Annotated in this window: 17 protein-coding genes and 1 tRNA gene; 4 read left to right on the forward strand and 14 right to left on the reverse strand. The window is 69.7% G+C overall.

Going from position 1 to position 17,982, the window contains the following annotated elements:
• Positions 1–5: 5 nt before the first annotated feature.
• Together ACFV4K_RS09865 and ACFV4K_RS09870 are read right to left on the reverse strand one after the other, a co-directional pair.
• Positions 6–470 (reverse strand): DUF2752 domain-containing protein, encoded by a 465-nt coding sequence (locus tag ACFV4K_RS09865; RefSeq protein ID WP_379273587.1) that lies wholly within the window; start codon positions 468–470, stop codon positions 6–8.
• Positions 471–565: 95 nt separating this feature from the next.
• Positions 566–1,195, reverse strand: coding sequence for a TetR family transcriptional regulator (locus ACFV4K_RS09870; protein WP_379273589.1), 630 nt, complete (start codon positions 1,193–1,195; stop codon positions 566–568).
• Between the two features lie 139 nt (positions 1,196–1,334).
• Here ACFV4K_RS09870 and ACFV4K_RS09875 point away from each other — a divergent pair, with 139 nt between their 5' ends.
• From ACFV4K_RS09875 to ACFV4K_RS09885, 3 genes are all read left to right on the forward strand, one after another.
• Positions 1,335–2,123: an SDR family oxidoreductase gene (locus tag ACFV4K_RS09875; protein ID WP_357275629.1), complete on the forward strand. Its 789-nt coding sequence runs from the start codon at positions 1,335–1,337 to the stop codon at positions 2,121–2,123.
• 24 nt (positions 2,124–2,147) lie between these two features.
• Positions 2,148–3,212 carry a diacylglycerol kinase gene (locus ACFV4K_RS09880; RefSeq protein ID WP_379273591.1) on the forward strand — a complete coding sequence of 355 codons (1,065 nt, stop codon included), beginning with the start codon at positions 2,148–2,150 and terminating at the stop codon, positions 3,210–3,212.
• A gap of 196 nt (positions 3,213–3,408) precedes the next feature.
• Positions 3,409–3,768, forward strand: coding sequence for a hypothetical protein (locus ACFV4K_RS09885; protein ID WP_379273592.1), 360 nt, complete (start codon positions 3,409–3,411; stop codon positions 3,766–3,768).
• 83 nt (positions 3,769–3,851) lie between these two features.
• Here ACFV4K_RS09885 and ACFV4K_RS09890 read toward each other — a convergent pair.
• The 5 genes from ACFV4K_RS09890 to ACFV4K_RS09910 form a co-directional block, all read right to left on the reverse strand.
• Positions 3,852–3,927: transfer RNA gene (locus ACFV4K_RS09890), tRNA-Thr, on the reverse strand.
• 80 nt (positions 3,928–4,007) lie between these two features.
• Positions 4,008–5,222 carry a DNA polymerase III subunit delta' gene (locus ACFV4K_RS09895; RefSeq protein WP_379273594.1) on the reverse strand — a complete coding sequence of 405 codons (1,215 nt, stop codon included), beginning with the start codon at positions 5,220–5,222 and terminating at the stop codon, positions 4,008–4,010.
• A gap of 42 nt (positions 5,223–5,264) precedes the next feature.
• A complete protein-coding gene (locus tag ACFV4K_RS09900) occupies positions 5,265–5,771 on the reverse strand; it encodes a DinB family protein (RefSeq protein WP_379273595.1) in 507 nt (168 codons plus the stop codon).
• Between the two features lie 61 nt (positions 5,772–5,832).
• Positions 5,833–8,817, reverse strand: a complete 2,985-nt coding sequence (gene topA, locus ACFV4K_RS09905; RefSeq protein ID WP_379273597.1) for a type I DNA topoisomerase — start codon at positions 8,815–8,817, stop codon at positions 5,833–5,835.
• A gap of 242 nt (positions 8,818–9,059) precedes the next feature.
• On the reverse strand, positions 9,060–9,263 hold the full coding sequence (locus ACFV4K_RS09910) for a cold-shock protein (RefSeq protein ID WP_029925108.1): 204 nt from the start codon (positions 9,261–9,263) through the stop codon (positions 9,060–9,062).
• 435 nt (positions 9,264–9,698) lie between these two features.
• On the opposite strand from ACFV4K_RS09910, the gene ACFV4K_RS09915 reads away from it, so the two are divergent.
• Positions 9,699–12,095 carry a DEAD/DEAH box helicase gene (locus tag ACFV4K_RS09915; RefSeq protein WP_379273599.1) on the forward strand — a complete coding sequence of 799 codons (2,397 nt, stop codon included), beginning with the start codon at positions 9,699–9,701 and terminating at the stop codon, positions 12,093–12,095.
• A gap of 320 nt (positions 12,096–12,415) precedes the next feature.
• On the opposite strand, the gene ACFV4K_RS09920 is transcribed toward ACFV4K_RS09915, so the two are convergent.
• The 7 genes from ACFV4K_RS09920 to ssd all read right to left on the reverse strand — a co-directional run bounded on the left by ACFV4K_RS09920 (position 12,416) and on the right by ssd (position 17,785).
• Positions 12,416–12,826 carry an Rv3654c family TadE-like protein gene (locus tag ACFV4K_RS09920; RefSeq protein ID WP_379273601.1) on the reverse strand — a complete coding sequence of 137 codons (411 nt, stop codon included), beginning with the start codon at positions 12,824–12,826 and terminating at the stop codon, positions 12,416–12,418.
• Positions 12,823–13,137: a TadE family type IV pilus minor pilin gene (locus tag ACFV4K_RS09925; RefSeq protein ID WP_379273602.1), complete on the reverse strand. Its 315-nt coding sequence runs from the start codon at positions 13,135–13,137 to the stop codon at positions 12,823–12,825. The genes ACFV4K_RS09920 and ACFV4K_RS09925 overlap by 4 nt, the downstream gene beginning before the upstream one ends.
• 35 nt (positions 13,138–13,172) lie before the next feature.
• Entirely contained in the window at positions 13,173–13,367 is a 195-nt protein-coding gene (locus ACFV4K_RS09930; protein ID WP_357088720.1) for a DUF4244 domain-containing protein, read from the reverse strand.
• Positions 13,368–13,445: 78 nt separating this feature from the next.
• Positions 13,446–14,042: a type II secretion system F family protein gene (locus ACFV4K_RS09935; protein ID WP_379273604.1), complete on the reverse strand. Its 597-nt coding sequence runs from the start codon at positions 14,040–14,042 to the stop codon at positions 13,446–13,448.
• Positions 14,039–14,851 (reverse strand): type II secretion system F family protein, encoded by an 813-nt coding sequence (locus tag ACFV4K_RS09940; RefSeq protein ID WP_379273606.1) that lies wholly within the window; start codon positions 14,849–14,851, stop codon positions 14,039–14,041. The genes ACFV4K_RS09935 and ACFV4K_RS09940 overlap by 4 nt, the downstream gene beginning before the upstream one ends.
• 234 nt (positions 14,852–15,085) lie before the next feature.
• Positions 15,086–16,285, reverse strand: a complete 1,200-nt coding sequence (locus ACFV4K_RS09945; protein WP_379273608.1) for a TadA family conjugal transfer-associated ATPase — start codon at positions 16,283–16,285, stop codon at positions 15,086–15,088.
• A 186-nt stretch (positions 16,286–16,471) separates the two neighbouring features.
• The gene (gene ssd, locus ACFV4K_RS09950) at positions 16,472–17,785 is read right to left on the reverse strand and encodes a septum site-determining protein Ssd (protein ID WP_379273610.1); all 1,314 of its coding nucleotides are present in this window, start codon (positions 17,783–17,785) and stop codon (positions 16,472–16,474) included.
• Positions 17,786–17,982 lie beyond the last annotated feature (197 nt).

The following is a 17,982-nucleotide window of genomic DNA, read 5'->3' on the forward strand; positions in this document are numbered from 1 at the left end:
TCCGCCTAGACGGGTGCGATCCACGTACCCCATGGCGTGTTCCGGACGACCGTGAACACGACGAGGAAGGCCACCGCGATCCACATCGCCGACCTGGGCAGGATCCGCGGTAGTCGCGGCGGCGTCGCCCGGCCCCGCCAGGCGCGCACCAGCCAGGTGCCCCACCAGGCGAGGAAGCCGAGCGTCAACGGCAGCAGCAGCACATTGCTGTGGATGGCGTCGAGGAACCGGCCGTCGGTCAGATTGTGCAGGCCGCGCAGGCCGCCGCAGCCGGGACACCAATACCCGGTCAGTTCGTAGAACGGGCAGAACCCGTAGGCCCCCTGCACGTGCGGGTCCCGGAAGTGCAACAGTGCCAGGCCACCGGCGACAGCCGCGCCGCTCAGCAGCGGGAGTCCGACGCCTAGCCGTCGCGGGCGCGTGGGCCCTGATTCGGCTCCCGCCGTCGGTACTGCTGCCGTGGTGTCCACGAGAATCAACGGTAGCCGGGCCGCCGCCCACCTGCCAGGTCGCGCCGAACTTCGCACCCCGGTCACGCTCGTTCACATCCGATTGCGTTGCGGCCTCAGCGGATCGGGGCGCGTTCCACGACCGGGGCGGTGAGCACGCCCGCGAGCATGTCCACGATTTCTCCCCAGGCATCCACATCCCCCGCGGCGACCTTGCCCGCCTCAACCGCCCGTTCCTGATCGGCGAGCAGCGCGAACAGCACGGTCGGCAGCGCGCGCAACCGCCGCAGCCGCAAGCGTTTCGGCAGATCGGCGAGTTCCCGGTCGAGCTGCTGCATGATCACGCGGACCGAGGTGCGCTGGGCGGAGGCCAGATTCGCGGCGTCGGTGACGGCGCGATGGGTGTGGATCTGTTCGAGGAAGCGCGCGTAATGGTGGATCCCGTGCCGGTCCCCCAGTTCGAGCATGGGGATGACCAGTGCTTCGAGCAGGTCGTGGACGCTGGTCACGCCGGTCCCGGCCTGTTCGGCCAGCAATTCGAGGCGCCGGATCTCCAGGGTGGCGAGCCGGTGTTCGACCACCGCCTCGATGAGCCCGTCGCGGGAGCCGAAGTGGTACTGGACCGCGGAGTTGTTGCGCTGTGCGGCGGCCGCGGCGATATCGCGCAGCGGCACCGCCGGTCCGCGCTCGGCGATCAGCTGTTCCGCTGCCAGGATGATGCGCTCCCGCGCCCCCGTGACTGCCATACGAGTACCGCCACCCTCCTTGTCCACAGTCTGCACTGTAGCCGTTCACCTGGGGATAAAGAATTCATCCTTGACGGTTAAGAACCAATGCTTAAAAGTGTCGAGTGACTGTCGTCACCCTCGAAGGACTGAAATAGCGATGATCCTGGACACCTTCCGACTGGACGGCCGCGTCGCCGTCGTGACCGGCGCGGGCCGCGGCATCGGCGCCGCCACCGCCCTAGCGCTCGCCGAAGCCGGTGCGGACGTGGCCATCTCGGCCCGCACCGCCGCCCAGCTCGACGAGGTCGCCGGCAAGATCCGCGCGCTGGGGCGCCGGTGCGTCACCGTCCCCGCGGACCTGTCGGACCTCTCGGCCGTCACCGCGCTGGCCGAGACCGCCGCCGCCGAACTGGGCGGCATCGACATCGTGGTCAACAATGTCGGCGGCACCATGCCCAACACCTTCCTCACCAGCACCCCCGAGTTCCTGGAGGAGGCGTTCCGGTTCAACGTGTCGACCGCGCACGCCCTCACCCAGGCCGCGGTGCCGTACATGCTGAAGAGCGGCGGCGGCTCGGTCGTGAATATCTCCTCACGCATGGGCATCAGCGCGGGCCGCGGCTTCCTGGCCTACGGCACCGCCAAGGCCGCGCTCGCGCACTGGACCAAGCTGGCCGCCGCCGACCTGTCCCCGCGTATCCGGGTGAACGCCATCGCGGTCGGCTCGGTGCTCACCTCGGCGCTGGAAGTCGTTGCGCAGCAGCCGGAGATCAAGCAGCAGATGGAGGACGCCACCCCGCTGCACCGCCTCGGCGAGCCGTGGGAGATCGCCGCCGCCATCGTCTACCTGAGCTCCCGCGCGGGCGGCTACATCACCGGCAAGGTGCTCGAGGTGGACGGCGGCATCGACGCCCCCAACCTGACCCTCCCCATCCCCGACCTGTAATCCGCCGCGCCCCAGGAGTTTTCCATGACCTACCGCGTAGTCCAGTGGAGCACAGGCAATGTCGGCCGCCGCGCCCTGCGCTCCATCATCAACCGCCCCGAACTCGAACTGGTCGGCGTCTGGGTGTCCAGCGCCGAGAAGGCCGGCAAGGACGCCGGTGAACTGGCCGGTCTCGACCGCGAGACCGGTGTCCTGGCCACCCGGGACGCCGAGGCCCTGCTGGCCCTGAAGCCGGACTGCATCGTCCACACCGCCATGGCCGACGACCGCCTGATGGAGGCCGTCGAGGATCTGAAGACCTTCCTCCGCGCCGGCATCAATGTCGTCTCCAGCAGCCCGGTCTTCCTCCAATTCCCTTACGGCACTCTGCCCGATGAGGCCATCGCCCCCATCATCGAGGCCGCCGAGGAAGGCGGCGCGTCCCTCTGGGTCAACGGCATCGACCCCGGCTGGGCCAACGACTGGCTGCCGCTGCTCCTGTCCAGCGGCTCCGAACGCATCGACCGGGTCATCTGCTCGGAGATCATGGACTATTCGACCTACGACAACCCGAAGGTCGTCTTCGACATCATGGGCTTCGGCAGCAAGCTCGACGATCTCCCCCTGCTCTTGCAGCCCGGCATCCTCACCCTCGCCTGGGGCAGCGTCATCCGCCAGCTCGCCGCCGCCCTCGACATCGAACTCGACTCGGTCACACAGCATTTCGAACGCCTCCCCGCGACCGAACCGATCCGCATCGGCGCCCACACCGTCGAGGAAGGCACCGCCGCCGCCCTCCGCTTCCAGATCCACGGCATCCGCGACGGCCGCGAAATCCTCACCCTCGAACACGTGACCCGCCTCCACCCCGACCTGGCCCCCGACTGGCCCCAGCCGGCCGGATCCGGTTGCTACCGAGTGGAAATCAAGGGAGAACCCGACTACCTCCTCGACCTGCAGCTCTACAGCAACGGCGACCACGCCGAAGCCGGAGTGGTCGGCACCGCCGCCCGCCTGGTCAGCACCATTCCCGCCGTAGTCCAAGCCCGCCCCGGCCTGCTGACCGCGATGGACCTCCCCCTGACCACCGGCCGCGGCCTCGTCTCCTGACCCCACCAACGACAAAGGTGAGGACCACAACGGTCCTCACCTTTTCTTTTGAGCCGCCCTGGGGAATCGAATCCCCGACCGTTCCATAACGGCAGGTCACGACTGCGCCACATAGTCCAGCACTGTTGATCACCTGAGTAAAATTCTGCTCAGGGCGATCGCAGATGGGGGTATCTCCGCCGGAAAGGCAGTGATGATGACCAACGAGACCTACCGAAATGTCATGCGTCAGCTGTTCACCACGTTCGTGCTGGCAGGGGTGGTGATGGCGGTTCCCGCGACGGCGGCAGGTCCGGCCGTGGCCGCGGCGAGTGCGGCGTCCGGCGTCGTGCAGGTCGCCGAGCCGGTTCCACCACCTCCGCCAGTCCCGCCCCATGGCTGCGACAACGAAAACTGCGGGGAGAACGGTGGGGGCGAGAAGACCTGCACCGATCCCAGCGAGACCGGGGACGGCTGCACCGACGGCGAACACGGCGGGACCGGAGGTGGACCAGAGGTCGCCGAAGCCCGCGGAATCCACGACGCGACGGGCACGTCCCCAGCGACCGGGACGTAGCGGTGGCTGATCTGGAACAATTGGGATTCGGACCCCGAAACGACAACAGGTGGAGAGCGACAATCGCTCTCCACCTGCTTGTTTGGAGCCGCCTGGGGGAATCGAACCCCCGACCTTTTCATTACGAGTGAAGCGCTCTACCGACTGAGCTAAGGCGGCGTGCCTTCCGGCGGTGCGAGTCTATCGTCTCGGGGCCGGATCGCGAAAACGGGTGGTCGGGTGACCGGGAACACTCTCGGTCAAGCGGAACGGGCCGCCATCAGGGCGGCGACCATGGCGGCGAGGGCGAAGCGGGGCTTCACGTTGGTCTCGAGGGCCTCGCGGCAGCCGAGGACCGCCTGGATGGAGAGGAGCAGGCCCTCGGGGCGGACGTCGGTGGCCAGTTCGCGGATCTGGTCGGCCATATCCGGGTGGGTGAGGGTGACGCCGGAGGAGGAATCGGCGGCGGCCGCACCGAAACGGACGGCGAGGGCGTCGCGGTAGAGGCCCGCGACATCGATGAGGGAACGGTCCAGGGCATCGCGGCCGGTGCGGGTGGCGCGGGACTTCTGGCGTTTCTCCAGATCCTTGAGAGCGCCGGCCGAACCTCGGGTAGCCGAGGCGGTGCCCTTGCCGGTGCCGCCGGCGCCGAGGGCGGTGGCCAGGGCGTCGCGTTCCTTCTCGTCGCGTTCGGCGCTGACCAGTTTGGCCTCGTCGTCGGCGGACTTCACCAGTTCGTCGGCGGCGGCGTAGGCCTGCGCGGGGCGGGCGGTCGCCGCGACCAGGGCCAGCGCCCGGCGGCGACGAGCACGGGCGTCGTCATCGGTGGCCAGCCGGCGGGCACGGCCGACGTGGCCGCCGCTCACCGAGGCCGCCCAACCGGCGACCTTGGCGTCCAGGCCGTCCCGGTCACGCAGCACCTGGGCGATCGATTCCACCGACGGCGACGCCAAATGCACGTGACGGCAGCGGGATCGCAGGGTCACCGAGATGTCCTCCGGATCCACCGAAGGCGCGCAGAGCAGGAACACGGTGCGCGCCGGCGGCTCCTCGACCACCTTGAGCAGCACATTGCCGGCGGCCTCGGTCAACCGGTCGGCGTCCTCGACCACGACGATCTGCCAGCGGCCGGTGCTCGGCCGCCGCGACGCCACCTGCACGATCTCGCGCATCTCCTTGGTGCCGATGCTCAAACCCTCCGGCACCACCCGGCGCACATCACCGTGGGTACCGGCCATGGTGGTGGTGCAGGCGTGGCAACGGCCGCAGCCGGGCGTCCTCTCATCCGTGCACTGCAGGGCGGCCGCGAAACACAGCGCCGCCACCGATCGCCCCGAACCGGGCGGACCGGTGAACAACCAGGAATGCGTCATGGCCGACGACGATCCGGCCCCACCCCGCGCCGCCACCGCCGCAGCCGTCAACTCGGACTCGACCGCACCCTGGCCGACCAGCCGATCGAAGACACCCGCCACGCCGACCACCTTAGCGGCCACCCCCGACAGCGCCGCCGAGTGTCAGTTCGCGCGCTGATATGTCGTGTTCGCGCCGTCCAGCGCCTCACGCAGGATGTCCGCGTGGCCGGAATGGTGCGCGATCTCCCGCAGGATGTGCAGCAGGATGTAGCGCACGGTCAGCCACTCCCGCTCCGGCGCCCACGGGGCGGTCGGCGTCGGCACTGAATCCTCGAGGTTCGGCAGCTCGCGGATCAGCTTCGCGGTGTGCTCGGCCACCGCCTCCCACTCGGTGAGCAGCCCCGCGACCGTCTGGTCGGCGTCCATCCGGTACTCGGAATCCATTCGGGAGACGTCGAATTCGGAGTTCGGGTCCCGCTCGACCAGGATGGTGGTCCAGTGCCGCTCGACATTCACGCAATGACTGAGCAGCCCGCCGAGGGTGAGTTCACTGACCGTGGTGCGCTGGCGCGCCTGTTCGTCGTCGATGCCCCGGACCGTGATCCGGAACAGGTCCCGCTGGCTCGCGAGAACCTTGATCAGCTCTTCCCGCTCGTGGTCGACCGTCATCGAATGCCCTTCCGCTGGCGCATGTTCCGAACAGCACGCTACGGCAGGGCACCGACAATCGTCAGGATTGCGCCGACGCGGCGCTCTTCGTCGCGGCCTTCTTGACCGGGGCCTTCTTCGCCGCCGCGGCCTTCTTCGTGGTGACGCCGTCGGCCGTCTTGGCCGCCGCCTTCTTCGCCGCCGCCTTCTTGACCACGGTCTTGGCCACCGCCGTCTTCTTGGCCGGGGACTTCTTCGCCGCTGCCTTCTTGGCCGTCTTCTTCGCGGCCTTCTTCACCGGGCCGCGTGCCCGCCGGTCCGCCAGCAGCTCCGAAGCCCGGGCGTCGGTGATGGATTCGACCTCGTCGCCCTTGCGCAGGCTGGCATTGGTGTCGCCATCGGTGACATACGGACCGAAACGGCCGTCCTTGATCACCATCGGCTTCTCCGACACCGGGTCGACGCCCAGTTCCCGCAGCGGCGGCGCGCTCGCCGCCTGCCCGCCGCGCCGCTTGGGCTCGGCGTAGATCTTGAGCGCCTCCTCGAGGGTCACCGTGAAGATCTGGTCCTCACTGGTGAGCGACCGAGAGTCGGTGCCCTTCTTCAGGTACGGCCCGTAGCGGCCGTTCTGCGAGGTGATCTCGTCCCCGGAGGTCGGGTCGACGCCGACCACGCGCGGCAACGACAGCAGCCGCAGCGCCTCGTCCAGCGTCACCGTCTCCACGGTCATGGACTTGAACAGCGAGCCGGTGCGCGGCTTCGGCTTGTCGGCCGCCTTCTTGGTCTTCTTCGCGCCGGTGTCGGCCTCCTCGACCGGCTCGGGCAGGACCTCGGTGACGTAGGGGCCGAAACGTCCTTCCTTGGCGACGATTTCGTGTCCCGACGCCGGATCCACACCCAGCGAGCGACCCTCCTGCGGCGTCGCGAAAAGCTTCTCCGCGACCTCCGGGGTCAGCTCGTCCGGCGGCAGATCGTCGGGCAGGTTGGCGCGCTGCGAGACCGGATCCCCGTCCGGGTCATCGGGATTGACGACCATGCGCTCCAGGTACGGCCCGAACTTGCCGACCCGGACCACCACATCGCGGCCCTCCTCGTCGGCGAAGAGCTTGATGGAGTTGACTTCTCGCGCGTCGATGCCGTCGAGTCGTTCGCCCACCATCTTTTTCAGGCCGCCCTCGCGCGCGACCGAACCCTGCGCGCCGTGATCGCCACCGAAATAGAAGGAGGACAACCAGTTTCCGCGCTGTTCGCGACCGCCGGCGATGGCGTCGAGGTCATCTTCCATGGCCGCGGTGAAGTCGAAGTCCACCAGCCGCCCGAAGTGTTCCTCCAGCAGCCCGATCACCGCGAACGCCACCCACGACGGCACCAGCGCGCTACCGCGCTTGTACACGTAACCGCGGTCGAGAATGGTCTTGATGATCGAGGAGTAGGTGGACGGACGGCCGATGCCGAGGTCTTCCAGCGCCTTGATCAGCGAGGCTTCGGTGAATCGTGCGGGCGGATTGGTGGTGTGCCCGTCCGGCAGCAGCTCGATGGCGGTGACGCCCTGGCCCTCGGTCAGCGCGGGCAGCCGCGATTCGGCGTCGTCGGACTGGCCGCCCGCCTCCTCGTCGACACTTTCCACGTACGCCTTGAGGAAACCCGCGAAGGTGATGGTCCGGCCCGACGCCGAGAACACGCACTCCTCACCGGAATTCGCGACACCGGTGATGCGGACGGTCAGCGTGGTGCCGCGCGCGTCCTGCATCTGCGAGGCCACGGTGCGCTGCCAGATCAGCTCGTACAAACGGAATTCGTCGCCGTCGAGCTTGTTGTGCAGCTGGCCCGGGGTGGCGAAGGTGTCACCGGCGGGACGGATCGCCTCGTGTGCTTCCTGCGCGTTCTTGACCTTGCGCGTGTACTGCCGCGGCGTGGGGCTCACGTACTCCGCGCCGTACAGCTGGGTGGCCTGTGAGCGCGCCGCCTGAATCGCCGACTCCGACAGGGTCGTCGAGTCGGTACGCATATAGGTGATGTAGCCGTTCTCGTACAACCGCTGTGCCACCCGCATGGTGCGCTCGGAGGTGAAACGCAGCTTGCGTCCCGCCTCCTGCTGCAGGGTCGAGGTCATGAACGGCGCGTACGGCTTTCGCGTGTACGGCTTCGACTCCACCGAGGTGACGGAGAGATTCACGCCGTGCAGCGACTCGGCCAGATGCTGGGCGTCGGCGGCGCGCAGGACGCGAACGGTCGGCGCGGCGGACTCGGTGGACTGCGCCTTCAGCTGCCCGTCGGCGCCGAAATCACGACCGGTCGCGACCCGCAGACCGTCGACACTGACCAGGCGCGCGCCGAAGACCCGCGGATTCCCGCCGTCCTCCTTGCCGCCGGCATCCAGTTTGGCCGCGATGTCCCAGTACTCCGCGGACCGGAACGCCATGCGCTCCCGCTCGCGCTGCACGATGACGCGGGTCGCCACGGACTGCACGCGGCCCGCCGACAGCCGCGGCATGACCTTCTTCCACAGCACAGGCGACACTTCGTAGCCGTAGAGCCGGTCCAGGATGCGCCGCGTCTCCTGCGCGTCGACCAGATCCTGGTCCAGTTCCCGGGTGTCGGCGGCGGCCGCGCGGATCGCGGGCTCGGTGATCTCGTGGAACACCATGCGCCGGACCGGCACCTTGGGCTTGAGGGTTTCGAGCAGATGCCAGGCGATGGCCTCGCCCTCGCGGTCGGGGTCGGTGGCGAGGTAGAGCTCGTCGGCGTCGGCCAGCAGGCTCTTCAGCTCGCTGACCTTCCCCTTCTTTTCGGGGCTGACAACATAGATGGGCTCGAAATCATGGTCGACGTCGACGCCGAGCCGGGCCCACTGTTGTCCTTTGTATTTGGCGGGCACATCCGCCGCACCACGCGGCAGGTCCCGAATGTGGCCGACCGACGCCTCGACCACATAACCGCGGCCCAGATACGGGGCGATCTTCTTGGCCTTCGTCGGCGACTCGACGATCACGAGACGACGCAGGGAACGGCCCTGGTCGGGCGCTGCCTCGGGGTTCGGCGCTGCACCGCGGTCTCGTGTTGCCACCGGCGAACACACCTTTCGTCTCGATCCGCGCCGGAGCTTGGTGTACGCGCTCTACGCGGCTGGGGCAAAGCGGCTGCGATGTCCGATATCGCTGCCAGCAACGTTTATACCGTGTTCAAAGGCCGCGGCTGGTGCGCGGCGACGATGTAGCCCCTGATCGTGATCGAGTGTAATGGGTCAAGATATGGGTCGTCCCCCACCGCCGGGGGCGATGGGGGACGGAACCTTAGGGGTTGGCTCGCTCAGAGCGCGCGAACACCGGTGGCCTGCGGGCCCTTGGTGCCCTGACCAACCTCGAACTCGACCTTCTGGTTCTCCTCGAGGGTGCGGAAGCCCGACCCCTGGATCTCGGAGTAGTGGACGAAGACGTCAGCGGAGCCGTCCTCGGGCGCGATGAAGCCGAACCCCTTCTCCGCGTTGAACCACTTCACAGTTCCCTGTGCCATTCTGTTCCTTCTCTTTCCATACCGGAACGGCGGACAACTGGGTTCATCCACCGGGTCCGTTGAGACCGCTGTACTCTGTTCCCCCTGCAGGAAAGCACCTAGTACACCGTTCGCAACATCGATCCTGCTGATGGTTTGGACTTTAGATCCGTTCCCTCGAACACAGAAGCTTGCGACCAGGGACCAGTGAACCATGTCTTCGGGCAATTCAACAGCGGAGTTACCCACAATTTGCAAAAAAGTTGATCTTGCGAATGCGCAGGTGAGGGGCATAATGCCCAAATCCGTACTTGAAGTTGGTTTGCTTCCGGATAACAGAGCGAGCATCTGGCAAACAGGGTGTGAGGCAGGTCGCTACCCTGTAGTGAAATGGCAGGTAGAGCGGCGGACGCACACACGTTTCGCACCCCTTCGGCGTGTCGCGATGGCGCTTCGATGATTGATCGAGATCCGACGCCGCGATCCGGAGATGCGAGCGACATCAGCTACGGGAGATCGTTGCTGAATCGTGTCCTAAACCGCCCTGTTTCAGGTGACTCCCGACTCACTCATGTTCGTGAGCTACCACCGCGCGCGGCGCAGGTCACGAAATGGCCCGAATGGACATCTCCCGACGTCATCGCCGCAATTCAGGCGGCCGGCGTCGCGGAGCCGTGGAGCCATCAGAGCCGGGCCGCGGACCTCGCCGCGGCGGGCCGGCACGTGGTGGTGTCGACCGGAACGGCGTCTGGAAAGTCGCTGGCGTACCAGCTGCCGGTGCTGACCGCGCTACAGGAGGATCCGCGGGCCACCGCGCTGTATCTCGCGCCGACCAAAGCGCTGGGAGCCGACCAGCTGCGCATGGTCAACGAGCTGACCAGCGAAGATCCGCTGCGGAGCATCCATCCCGCGCCCTACGACGGCGACACGCCGGCGGAGATCCGGCAGTGGGTGCGGGCGAACGCGCGCTGGGTCTTCACCAATCCGGACATGCTGCACGTCGGCATGTTGCGGTCGCATCAGCGGTGGGCGCGGCTATTTCGGCAGCTGAAGTACATCGTGGTCGACGAATGCCATATCTACCGGGGAGTTTTCGGGTCGCACGTGGCGCTGGTGCTGCGCCGACTCCGGCGACTCGCCGAGCGGTACGGGGCCGATCCGGTCTTCGTGCTGTGCTCGGCGACAGCCGCCGACCCCGCCGCCACCGCCGAGAAGCTCATCGGCGCACCGTGTGTCGCGGTCACCGAAGACGGATCGCCGCAGGGCGCGCGGACCGTGGCGCTGTGGGAGCCGCCGCTCGTCGGCAGCGGCGTGACCGGGGAAAACGGTGCGGCCCTGCGGCGTTCGGCCGGGGCGGAAGCGGCCACCGTGATGGCCGATCTGGTCGCCGAGGGCGCCCGCACCCTGACCTTCGTGCGGTCCCGGCGCGGCGCGGAACTCATCGCCATGGACACTCGGCGGCTGCTCGCCGATGTGGACGCGGGATTGCCCGGGCGTGTCGCGGCCTATCGGGCCGGGTATCTGGCCGAGGACCGGCGCGCCCTGGAAGCCGCCCTGTCGGAGGGCACGCTACTGGGGGCGGCCACCACGAATGCCCTGGAACTGGGCGTGGACATCGCCGGACTGGACGCCGTCGTGGTGGCGGGATACCCGGGGACGGTCGCCTCGTTCTGGCAGCAGGCCGGGCGCGCCGGGCGCCGCACGCAGGGGTCGTTGGTGCTGCTCATCGCCCGTGACGACCCGCTGGACACCTACCTCGTGCACCACCCGGAAGCGCTGCTCGGGCGGCCGCTGGAAGCGACGATCACCGACCCGCACAATCCGTACGTGCTCGGGCCGCACCTGCTCTGCGCGGCGCTGGAACAGCCGCTCAGCGACGCCGAAGTGCACGCCTTCGAAGCCTGGGAACTGCTGTCCGACCTGGCCGAACAGGGTCTGATCCGGCGGCGCGCGGGCGTGGCGCGGGACGGTTCGGCGCGCTGGTTCGTGACGGCCGACGCGCACCCGCACGACGCGGTGGACGTGCGCGGCGGCATCGGCACCGCGATCGCCGTGGTGGACGTCGAATCGGGGCGCATGCTGGGCACCACCGACGCCGGGCGCGCCCCCGCCACCCTGCACCCGGGCGCGGTGCACCTGCATCAGGGCGAGAGCTATGTGGTCGACGAGCTGGACCTGGACGAGGGTGTCGCCCTGGTCCGCGCCGACACACCGGGGTGGAGCACCAGCGCGCGGGCGGTCACCACGCTGGAGATCGAGGCGGTCACCGAGGAACGGCGGTACGGCTCGGTCACCACGGGTTTGGCCCGGGTGCTGGTCACCCGGCAGGTCGTCGCCTACCTGCGCAGACTGCCCAGCGGCGAGGTGCTGGACCTGATCTCGCTGGACATGCCCGCCCAGACCCTGCCGACCCGGGCGGTGTACTACACCGTCACGCCGGATCTGCTGGCCCGGGCCGGGATCGACGCGCGACACGCCGCGGGCGCGCTGCACGCGGCCGAACACGCCGCCATCGGCATGCTGCCGCTGGTCGCGACCTGCGATCGGTGGGACATCGGCGGAGTGTCGACGGCCGAACATGCCGACACCGGTCTGCCGACAGTATTCGTCTACGACGGACATCCCGGCGGGGCGGGCTTCGCCGAACGCGGGTTCCTGCGATTACGCCACTGGCTGACCGCCACGCTGGGCGTGATCGACTCCTGCGGCTGCGCGGCCGGGTGCCCGTCCTGCGTGCAGTCACCCAAGTGCGGCAACGGCAACAATCCCCTGGACAAGGCCGGGGCGGCCCGGCTCCTCCGGGCGGTTCTGGCCGATCTGAGCGAAGGTGACGAGGGCACTCCCGAACCGTGACGCCACCGTCGCCGCGGTGAGACCGGAGCGCCATCCGACCAACCGGTCGGCGTCGTCAACTGGCAGATATCGGGCTGAATCCGAATGCTGGAGGGTGGCGGTGACACGCCGAGCCGTCAAGTCGATTAAAAAGGGATGTTATCCTGTTAACTGAGGGGTTGCTCCACTCGAATATGTCACCCGCGGATTTACCTGTGCATTCATTCGAATGAGTCTCGGGCAACGAATTGCAATGCAATCGACACCTCTTCAATTCGGCTAAAGCTTTCATCGAATTTCCGCATTGATCGACCACCGATGTGGCCCGCGCCATCACAATTCTAACCAACCGCTCGGTACGAGATATCCCCTCGCAACCCCAGGTCATCCCCCAAGCCGGCCCGAGCGGCGGCCCGGACATCCCGCTCCCCGAGTGGACCGAGCGACACCCGCCCGACGACCGTCACCGTCACGTCCCACCCCCGCGCCTCGCACCCGACAGACCGGACACCCATGCGGTCCGCGATCTCGGCGGCCCGGCGGCACGCGGCACCCACACCGCCGTCCAGGGCACCCGCCGCCGCGAGCGCGCCCAGATCCGCGGCGGCCTGCACCCGATGCCGGGCCGTGACCGCCACCCCGACCTGCGCGACCAGGATCGTCACCGCGAACAGGCCGATCAGCGCCAGGCACGCGGTCACCGTCACCCCGCCCGAATCCCGCGTCGCGCGATCCCACCGCGGGCGGATCATGGCGACTCCCCCGGTTCCCGAGCCGCGACCGCCGCCGCGTGCAGCGTGACCGGGACCAGCGCGGCGTGGGCGCTCACGTCGGCCACCACGAGCTCCCCCTCGGACCGGACGACGATCCGGGCATCGGCCGGTGCCAGCCGCCGGGCGGTCGCCACGCCCGCGTCGGTCTCGCCTCGGGCCGCGAGCCGGGCCGCCTCCCGGGCGGCGTCGACACAGCGCACCTGCGCCGACACCGCCAGCAGGGCGCCCACCCCGAGAATCACGACCGCGACCAGCGCGGCCAGCGCTATCGCCGCCTCAATGGTCGCCATCCCCGCCTCGACATGATCAGGTGGTGTGGCATACGTCACTTGACGGGAGTCTTCAGGGCTCGGTCGATGATGGCGGTCAGGGCGCTCACGATGCTGTTCCCGGTGACCACGGTGTAGAGCACCGCGCCGAAGGCCGCGGCCGCGATGGTGCCGATCGCGTACTCGGCGGTGCTCATGCCGGAGTCGGCGGTCAGGGCGTGCAACAGTCTGGCCCGCAGTTCCCAGCACAGGTGCCGGACGGTCGTTCCCACGGTCTCTCCCTCCTTCGTCGCGGCGCGGCCGTTCCGCGCCGGCACAGTCGTCGGCAGTCACAGCAGACCGCCGTCCAGTACCCGGCCCGCCAGACCCAGCACCACGGGGACGATGCCCAGGCATACGAAGGCGGGCAGAAAGCAGAGACCGAGCGGGCCGCCGATCAGCACCCCGGCCCGCTCGGCGCGGGCGGCGGCGGCATCCTCGAGCTCCCCGCGGCGGCGCTCCGCCAATTCGGTGACGGCGGTCGCCAATCCGGTCCCCGAACGCGCCGACCGGCGGGCCATCCGGGCCAGCGCCGCCACCGCGTCGTCGGCGATGCCCTCGGTGGCCTGCGCCCAGGCGCTCATCGGATCCGCGCCCAGCACCAGCAGATCCGAGACCCGGGACAGGGCCGAGGCCAACGGCTCAGGCGATTCAGGGGCCACCGCGGCGGCGGCCCGTGCGGTGGGCAGTCCGGCTCGCAGGCAGGCCGCGAGCAGATCGAGCGCCGAGGCGACGCCCAGCACGTCCGGATCAGCCGGAAAGGCCGACAGCACCGGCGGTTCCGCCGATGTCGAGTCGCGCATCCAGCGCAGTCTGCGCACCGCGTCGACCCGACCCGGCAGGACCAGCAGGGCGAGGGCCGCCAGCACAGCGACAGCCGGACTCATCGCAGCACCTTGCCCGCGATGGCGTCGGACCACAGGAGCCCGGCACAGGTGAGCGCGGAACCCAACGGCAGCAAGGCCGTTCCCGCCGGGGACAGGAACAGCACCCGCAGTGGGGCCGCGCCCATCAGCTGTCCGAGGCCGATACCGAGCACCGGCAGCAGGGCCAGCACCACCGCTGTCGCCCGGGCTCCGGCCAGCGCCGCGGCGGTGCGGTCCCGGAAGCGCTTGCGACCCAGTAGATCCAGCCGGGCGGCCGTCAGCAGCTCGGCCAATGCGAGGCCGTACCGCTCCGCCACCCGCCAGGCACCGGCCACCCGGGACAGTTCTCGTGCCACCACCGAATCGGGGCGGCGCAGGCCCTCAGCGCCGGACCCTCCCAGTCGGCTACGCGCGGAGCTGACCGCGAAGGCCCTGGCCACCTCACCCTCGGTCTCGACGGCCGCCACCGCGGCCGCCGCGCTCGGGTGCGCGCCGATGCGCAGTTCACCGATCACCGCCTCCAATCCCTCCAGGAGCTGCGCGGTGGCGGCAATCCGCGACCGCTCCCGACGGGTACGCCGAGAGCGGACTACAAGGGTCGCGGACACCAGCAGACCCGCCAGAACCGGTCCGGGACCGGTGAACAGAAGCAGGGGCGCGACTGCGAGCGGCAGGGCGCGAACGGTCCATGCGCACTGCGCCTTTCGCGCGACCGCAGGTTGATCGAACAACCTGTTCATCCGTCGCCGGGCGATGGGCGCCGGCAACACGAACAGCGCGAGCGCGACACACGCCAGCACGGAGGCGGGCTGGCCGGTGGTGGTCGACATCAGTCGCCTTCGCTCATCGATGTTGTCGACTCTTCTTGTGCCCCAGAGGAATCACCGTTCGAACAGCGACTGCATCCGGCAGCCCAGGCCAGCCTGAGACCTGGGAACTGCGACCCGTGCACCCCGGATGGATTGCAGCACGGCGCATTACCGACCGGAACCGGGTAGGTCTTCTCCAGACGGACACGTGGAGCCGCCGCGGGCCGCAGGCACCCGCACGAACCCGTGCACTCGTCACTCGCGGGAATCATCATCAGGAGTCCTTTCGTCGAGCAGGGTCAGCAGGGCGGACGCCGCCGGGGCCGGACGATCGTCGGCGGTCCATGCGGGGACGAACCGCACCCGGCCGCGGTCGGCCGTGGCCAGGCCGATCTCGCGGAGCGTGCGGCGACCGTCGGGGTGGCGGTGAACGTGCAGGATCACCTGGATCGCGGCCGCCAGCTGGCTGTGCAGGGCGGCCGCGGGCAGGCCGCCGAGGGCGGCCAGCGCCTCCAGGCGGGCCGGGACCTCGCCGGGCGAGTTCGCGTGCACCGTGCCCGCCCCGCCGTCGTGTCCGGTGTTCAGTGCCGTCAGGAGATCCACCACCTCCGCGCCACGGACCTCCCCGACGACGATGCGGTCGGGCCGCATGCGGAGCGCCTGGCGGACCAGGTCGCGCATCGTGACCTGACCCGCGCCTTCGACATTGGCGGGCCGGGCCACCAGCCGGACCACGTGCGGATGCGGCGGCGCGAGCTCGGCCGCGTCCTCGACGCAGACGATGCGCTCGACCGGATCGACCATGGCCAGCAGGCTCGACAGCAGGGTTGTCTTGCCCGACCCGGTGCCGCCCACCACCAGGAAGGCGAGCCGGGCGCGAATGATGCGCTCCAGCAGCGACTTCGCGTCGGAGTTCACCGCCCCGGCCGCCACGAGGGCATCCAAGCTCAGGGTGGCGGGCCGCAGGACGCGCAGGGACAGGCAGGTGCCGCCGTGCGCGATCGGCGAGAGCACCGCGTGCAGTCGGACGCCGAACGAATACCCCTGTGCCGCCCCGATTCCCGGCAGTCGACCGTCCACCCACGGCTGCGCGTCGTCCAGCCTGCGCCCCGCCGCGAGCGCGAGCCGCTGGGCCAGCCGCCGCACCGCCGCCTCGTCCGGGAATCGGATCGAGGTGCGTCGCAACCCCCGCCCGCGATCCACCCACACCGACTCCGGTCCGGTGACCAGCACATCGGCCACCTCGGGATCGTGCAGCAGCGGTTCCAGCACCCCGGCCCCGGTCATCTCGGTCTGCAGCATTCGCAAGGCGCGCAACAGATCCGTGTCGGCCAGCACCCCGCCCGCCTCGGTCCGGATGGCCGCCGCCACCCGCGCCGGATCCGGGTCGGCGGCCCCGTCGGCCAGCCGCTCCCGCACCCGCTCCAACAGTTCGGTCGTCACCAGCTCACTCATCGCGCACCTCCACATCGAACGCGAGCCACCGGCAGCCGGGCCCGGACCCGATACGGCAGTACGTCAATCGACCGGCGGTCGACCGCGCGTGCGCCAGCGGACCGCCGCTCGATGCCCGTGGTGTCCCCGCATCCGGCCAGATGCCCACGAGCACCCGCTGCAATCGGCAGCGCCCGCACCCCGGCGTCATCGGCCCACCTGTGCTGACGCCCGCGACCCCGCATGGGTGCCACGTGCCCGGGCGAGACTCCACCAGAACGGGCCCGGGTGGCGCGCGACGCGGCCGTGGCCGGGACCACCGGTGAACAAGGCCGTCAGCGCGGATTCGGCGGCGGAGCGGAGCGGACCGCGACGACGCACGGTGAGGCCACCCCGCTCCAGGCGCTCGGTCAGCCCCGGCTGGGAGGGAACGGCCGACAGCAGCGGCAGCGCGAGGGTCTCCGCGATATCCGTGGGCGCGAGGCCGCCCGGGGCCGGTCCGCGGATGATCAAGCGCACATGCGGGTTTCGAGCCTTCAGGTAGGCCGCCGCGGATTCCGCCGCGGCGATCGAACGCAGCCGCGCCTGCGTCACCAGCACCACCAGATCCGCCAGATCGAGAACTTGGTCCGTGTGCGGACCATGGTCACTGGACAGGTCAGCGACCACCAGATCACCGGCCGCGCGACCACCCTCCAGGACGGCACGCACCGCCGCCGGCGCCAGCGGCGTATTCGCCCCACGGCCATCCACCCACCCGCCGCTCGACGTCTCCGATCCGGAGCCGAGTTCGGTTGGCACTCCGGAGATTCCGGAGCAACCGGTCATCACTCCTCGATCGATTTCACAGCCCTCCGCATCGAGTTCCCCTGCGGGAGCGTCTCTTCCACAGGAGAGGACGGCCAGCCCCGAGGTGACGGGCAGCGCCTCGTGCAGCGCCGATGCGGCGACCCGGCCGTGTTCGATGGTCAGGTCGGGCCACCGCAGGCCCGCGTGCTTCTCCAGACCGAGCAGCAGATCGAGGCCGCCGCCGTAGGGCGCGCAGTCGACGAGCAGAGTGCGGTCGCGGAAACGCCCTGCGGCGGTGAGGGCTACGGCGGCGGCAAGCACCGAGGCGCCCGCGCCGGCGCCCGCACCCGCGACCGCGAGGACCGCGCCGTCGCCGGGACGGCGGCCGTCGTGGGCGGCGAAAGCGGCGATCAAGGCGTCGGCCGCGGCGGGCAGCGGAAGGACTTGTTCGGCGCCCGCCGCGGTGGCGGCTTGCCAGTCGAGCAAACTCGGCTCGCCGTCGGTCACCAGGAGGATCCCCGAGCGGCGGGGGTGCCCGGCGGATACGCAGCTATGCGCGGCGGCGGTGTCGAGGACGATGACGGACGCGGCTGTCCAGGGGTGTCGACCCGGAGGCGGCACGCGTTCGTCGAGCGGGCGGTCGGCCGCCGCGGCGATGCGGCGGATCTCCTCGCGCAGACGGGGATCGGCGACCAGTGCGAGCGCGGGTGGGGTGGCGGCATCGGAGTTCATGCAGGTCAGCGTCGCTCAATTGGCGAAGCGACGACAGCGGCCCGACGGCGAGTGTGGATAACACGCGGCCTGTGCACAATTCGGGAAGCGTGGGCGGATCCGAAACCGCCTGAAAATAGAGGACGGCCCCAGCCGGGGGGGGAGGAGGCTGGGGCCGTCGGGTTCAGCCCCGGGGGGTCGGGCTGAACGCGCCTGGA

Source organism: Nocardia sp. NPDC059764 (assembly GCF_042732555.1).
GTDB lineage: Bacteria > Actinomycetota > Actinomycetes > Mycobacteriales > Mycobacteriaceae > Nocardia.

Coding starts and splice junctions, on each gene's coding strand:
- ACFV4K_RS09920 (WP_379273601.1), bottom strand. CDS start 12,826: ATGATCCGCCCGCGGTGGGATCGCGCGACGCGGGATTCGGGCGGGGTG.
- ACFV4K_RS09935 (WP_379273604.1), bottom strand. CDS start 14,042: ATGAGTCCGGCTGTCGCTGTGCTGGCGGCCCTCGCCCTGCTGGTCCTG.
- ACFV4K_RS09945 (WP_379273608.1), bottom strand. CDS start 16,285: ATGAGTGAGCTGGTGACGACCGAACTGTTGGAGCGGGTGCGGGAGCGG.
- ACFV4K_RS09915 (WP_379273599.1), top strand. CDS start 9,699: ATGATTGATCGAGATCCGACGCCGCGATCCGGAGATGCGAGCGACATC.
- ACFV4K_RS09900 (WP_379273595.1), bottom strand. CDS start 5,771: ATGACGGTCGACCACGAGCGGGAAGAGCTGATCAAGGTTCTCGCGAGC.
- ssd (WP_379273610.1), bottom strand. CDS start 17,785: ATGAACTCCGATGCCGCCACCCCACCCGCGCTCGCACTGGTCGCCGAT.
- ACFV4K_RS09910 (WP_029925108.1), bottom strand. CDS start 9,263: ATGGCACAGGGAACTGTGAAGTGGTTCAACGCGGAGAAGGGGTTCGGC.
- ACFV4K_RS09940 (WP_379273606.1), bottom strand. CDS start 14,851: ATGTCGACCACCACCGGCCAGCCCGCCTCCGTGCTGGCGTGTGTCGCG.
- ACFV4K_RS09875 (WP_357275629.1), top strand. CDS start 1,335: ATGATCCTGGACACCTTCCGACTGGACGGCCGCGTCGCCGTCGTGACC.
- ACFV4K_RS09885 (WP_379273592.1), top strand. CDS start 3,409: ATGACCAACGAGACCTACCGAAATGTCATGCGTCAGCTGTTCACCACG.
- ACFV4K_RS09870 (WP_379273589.1), bottom strand. CDS start 1,195: ATGGCAGTCACGGGGGCGCGGGAGCGCATCATCCTGGCAGCGGAACAG.
- ACFV4K_RS09880 (WP_379273591.1), top strand. CDS start 2,148: ATGACCTACCGCGTAGTCCAGTGGAGCACAGGCAATGTCGGCCGCCGC.
- ACFV4K_RS09925 (WP_379273602.1), bottom strand. CDS start 13,137: ATGGCGACCATTGAGGCGGCGATAGCGCTGGCCGCGCTGGTCGCGGTC.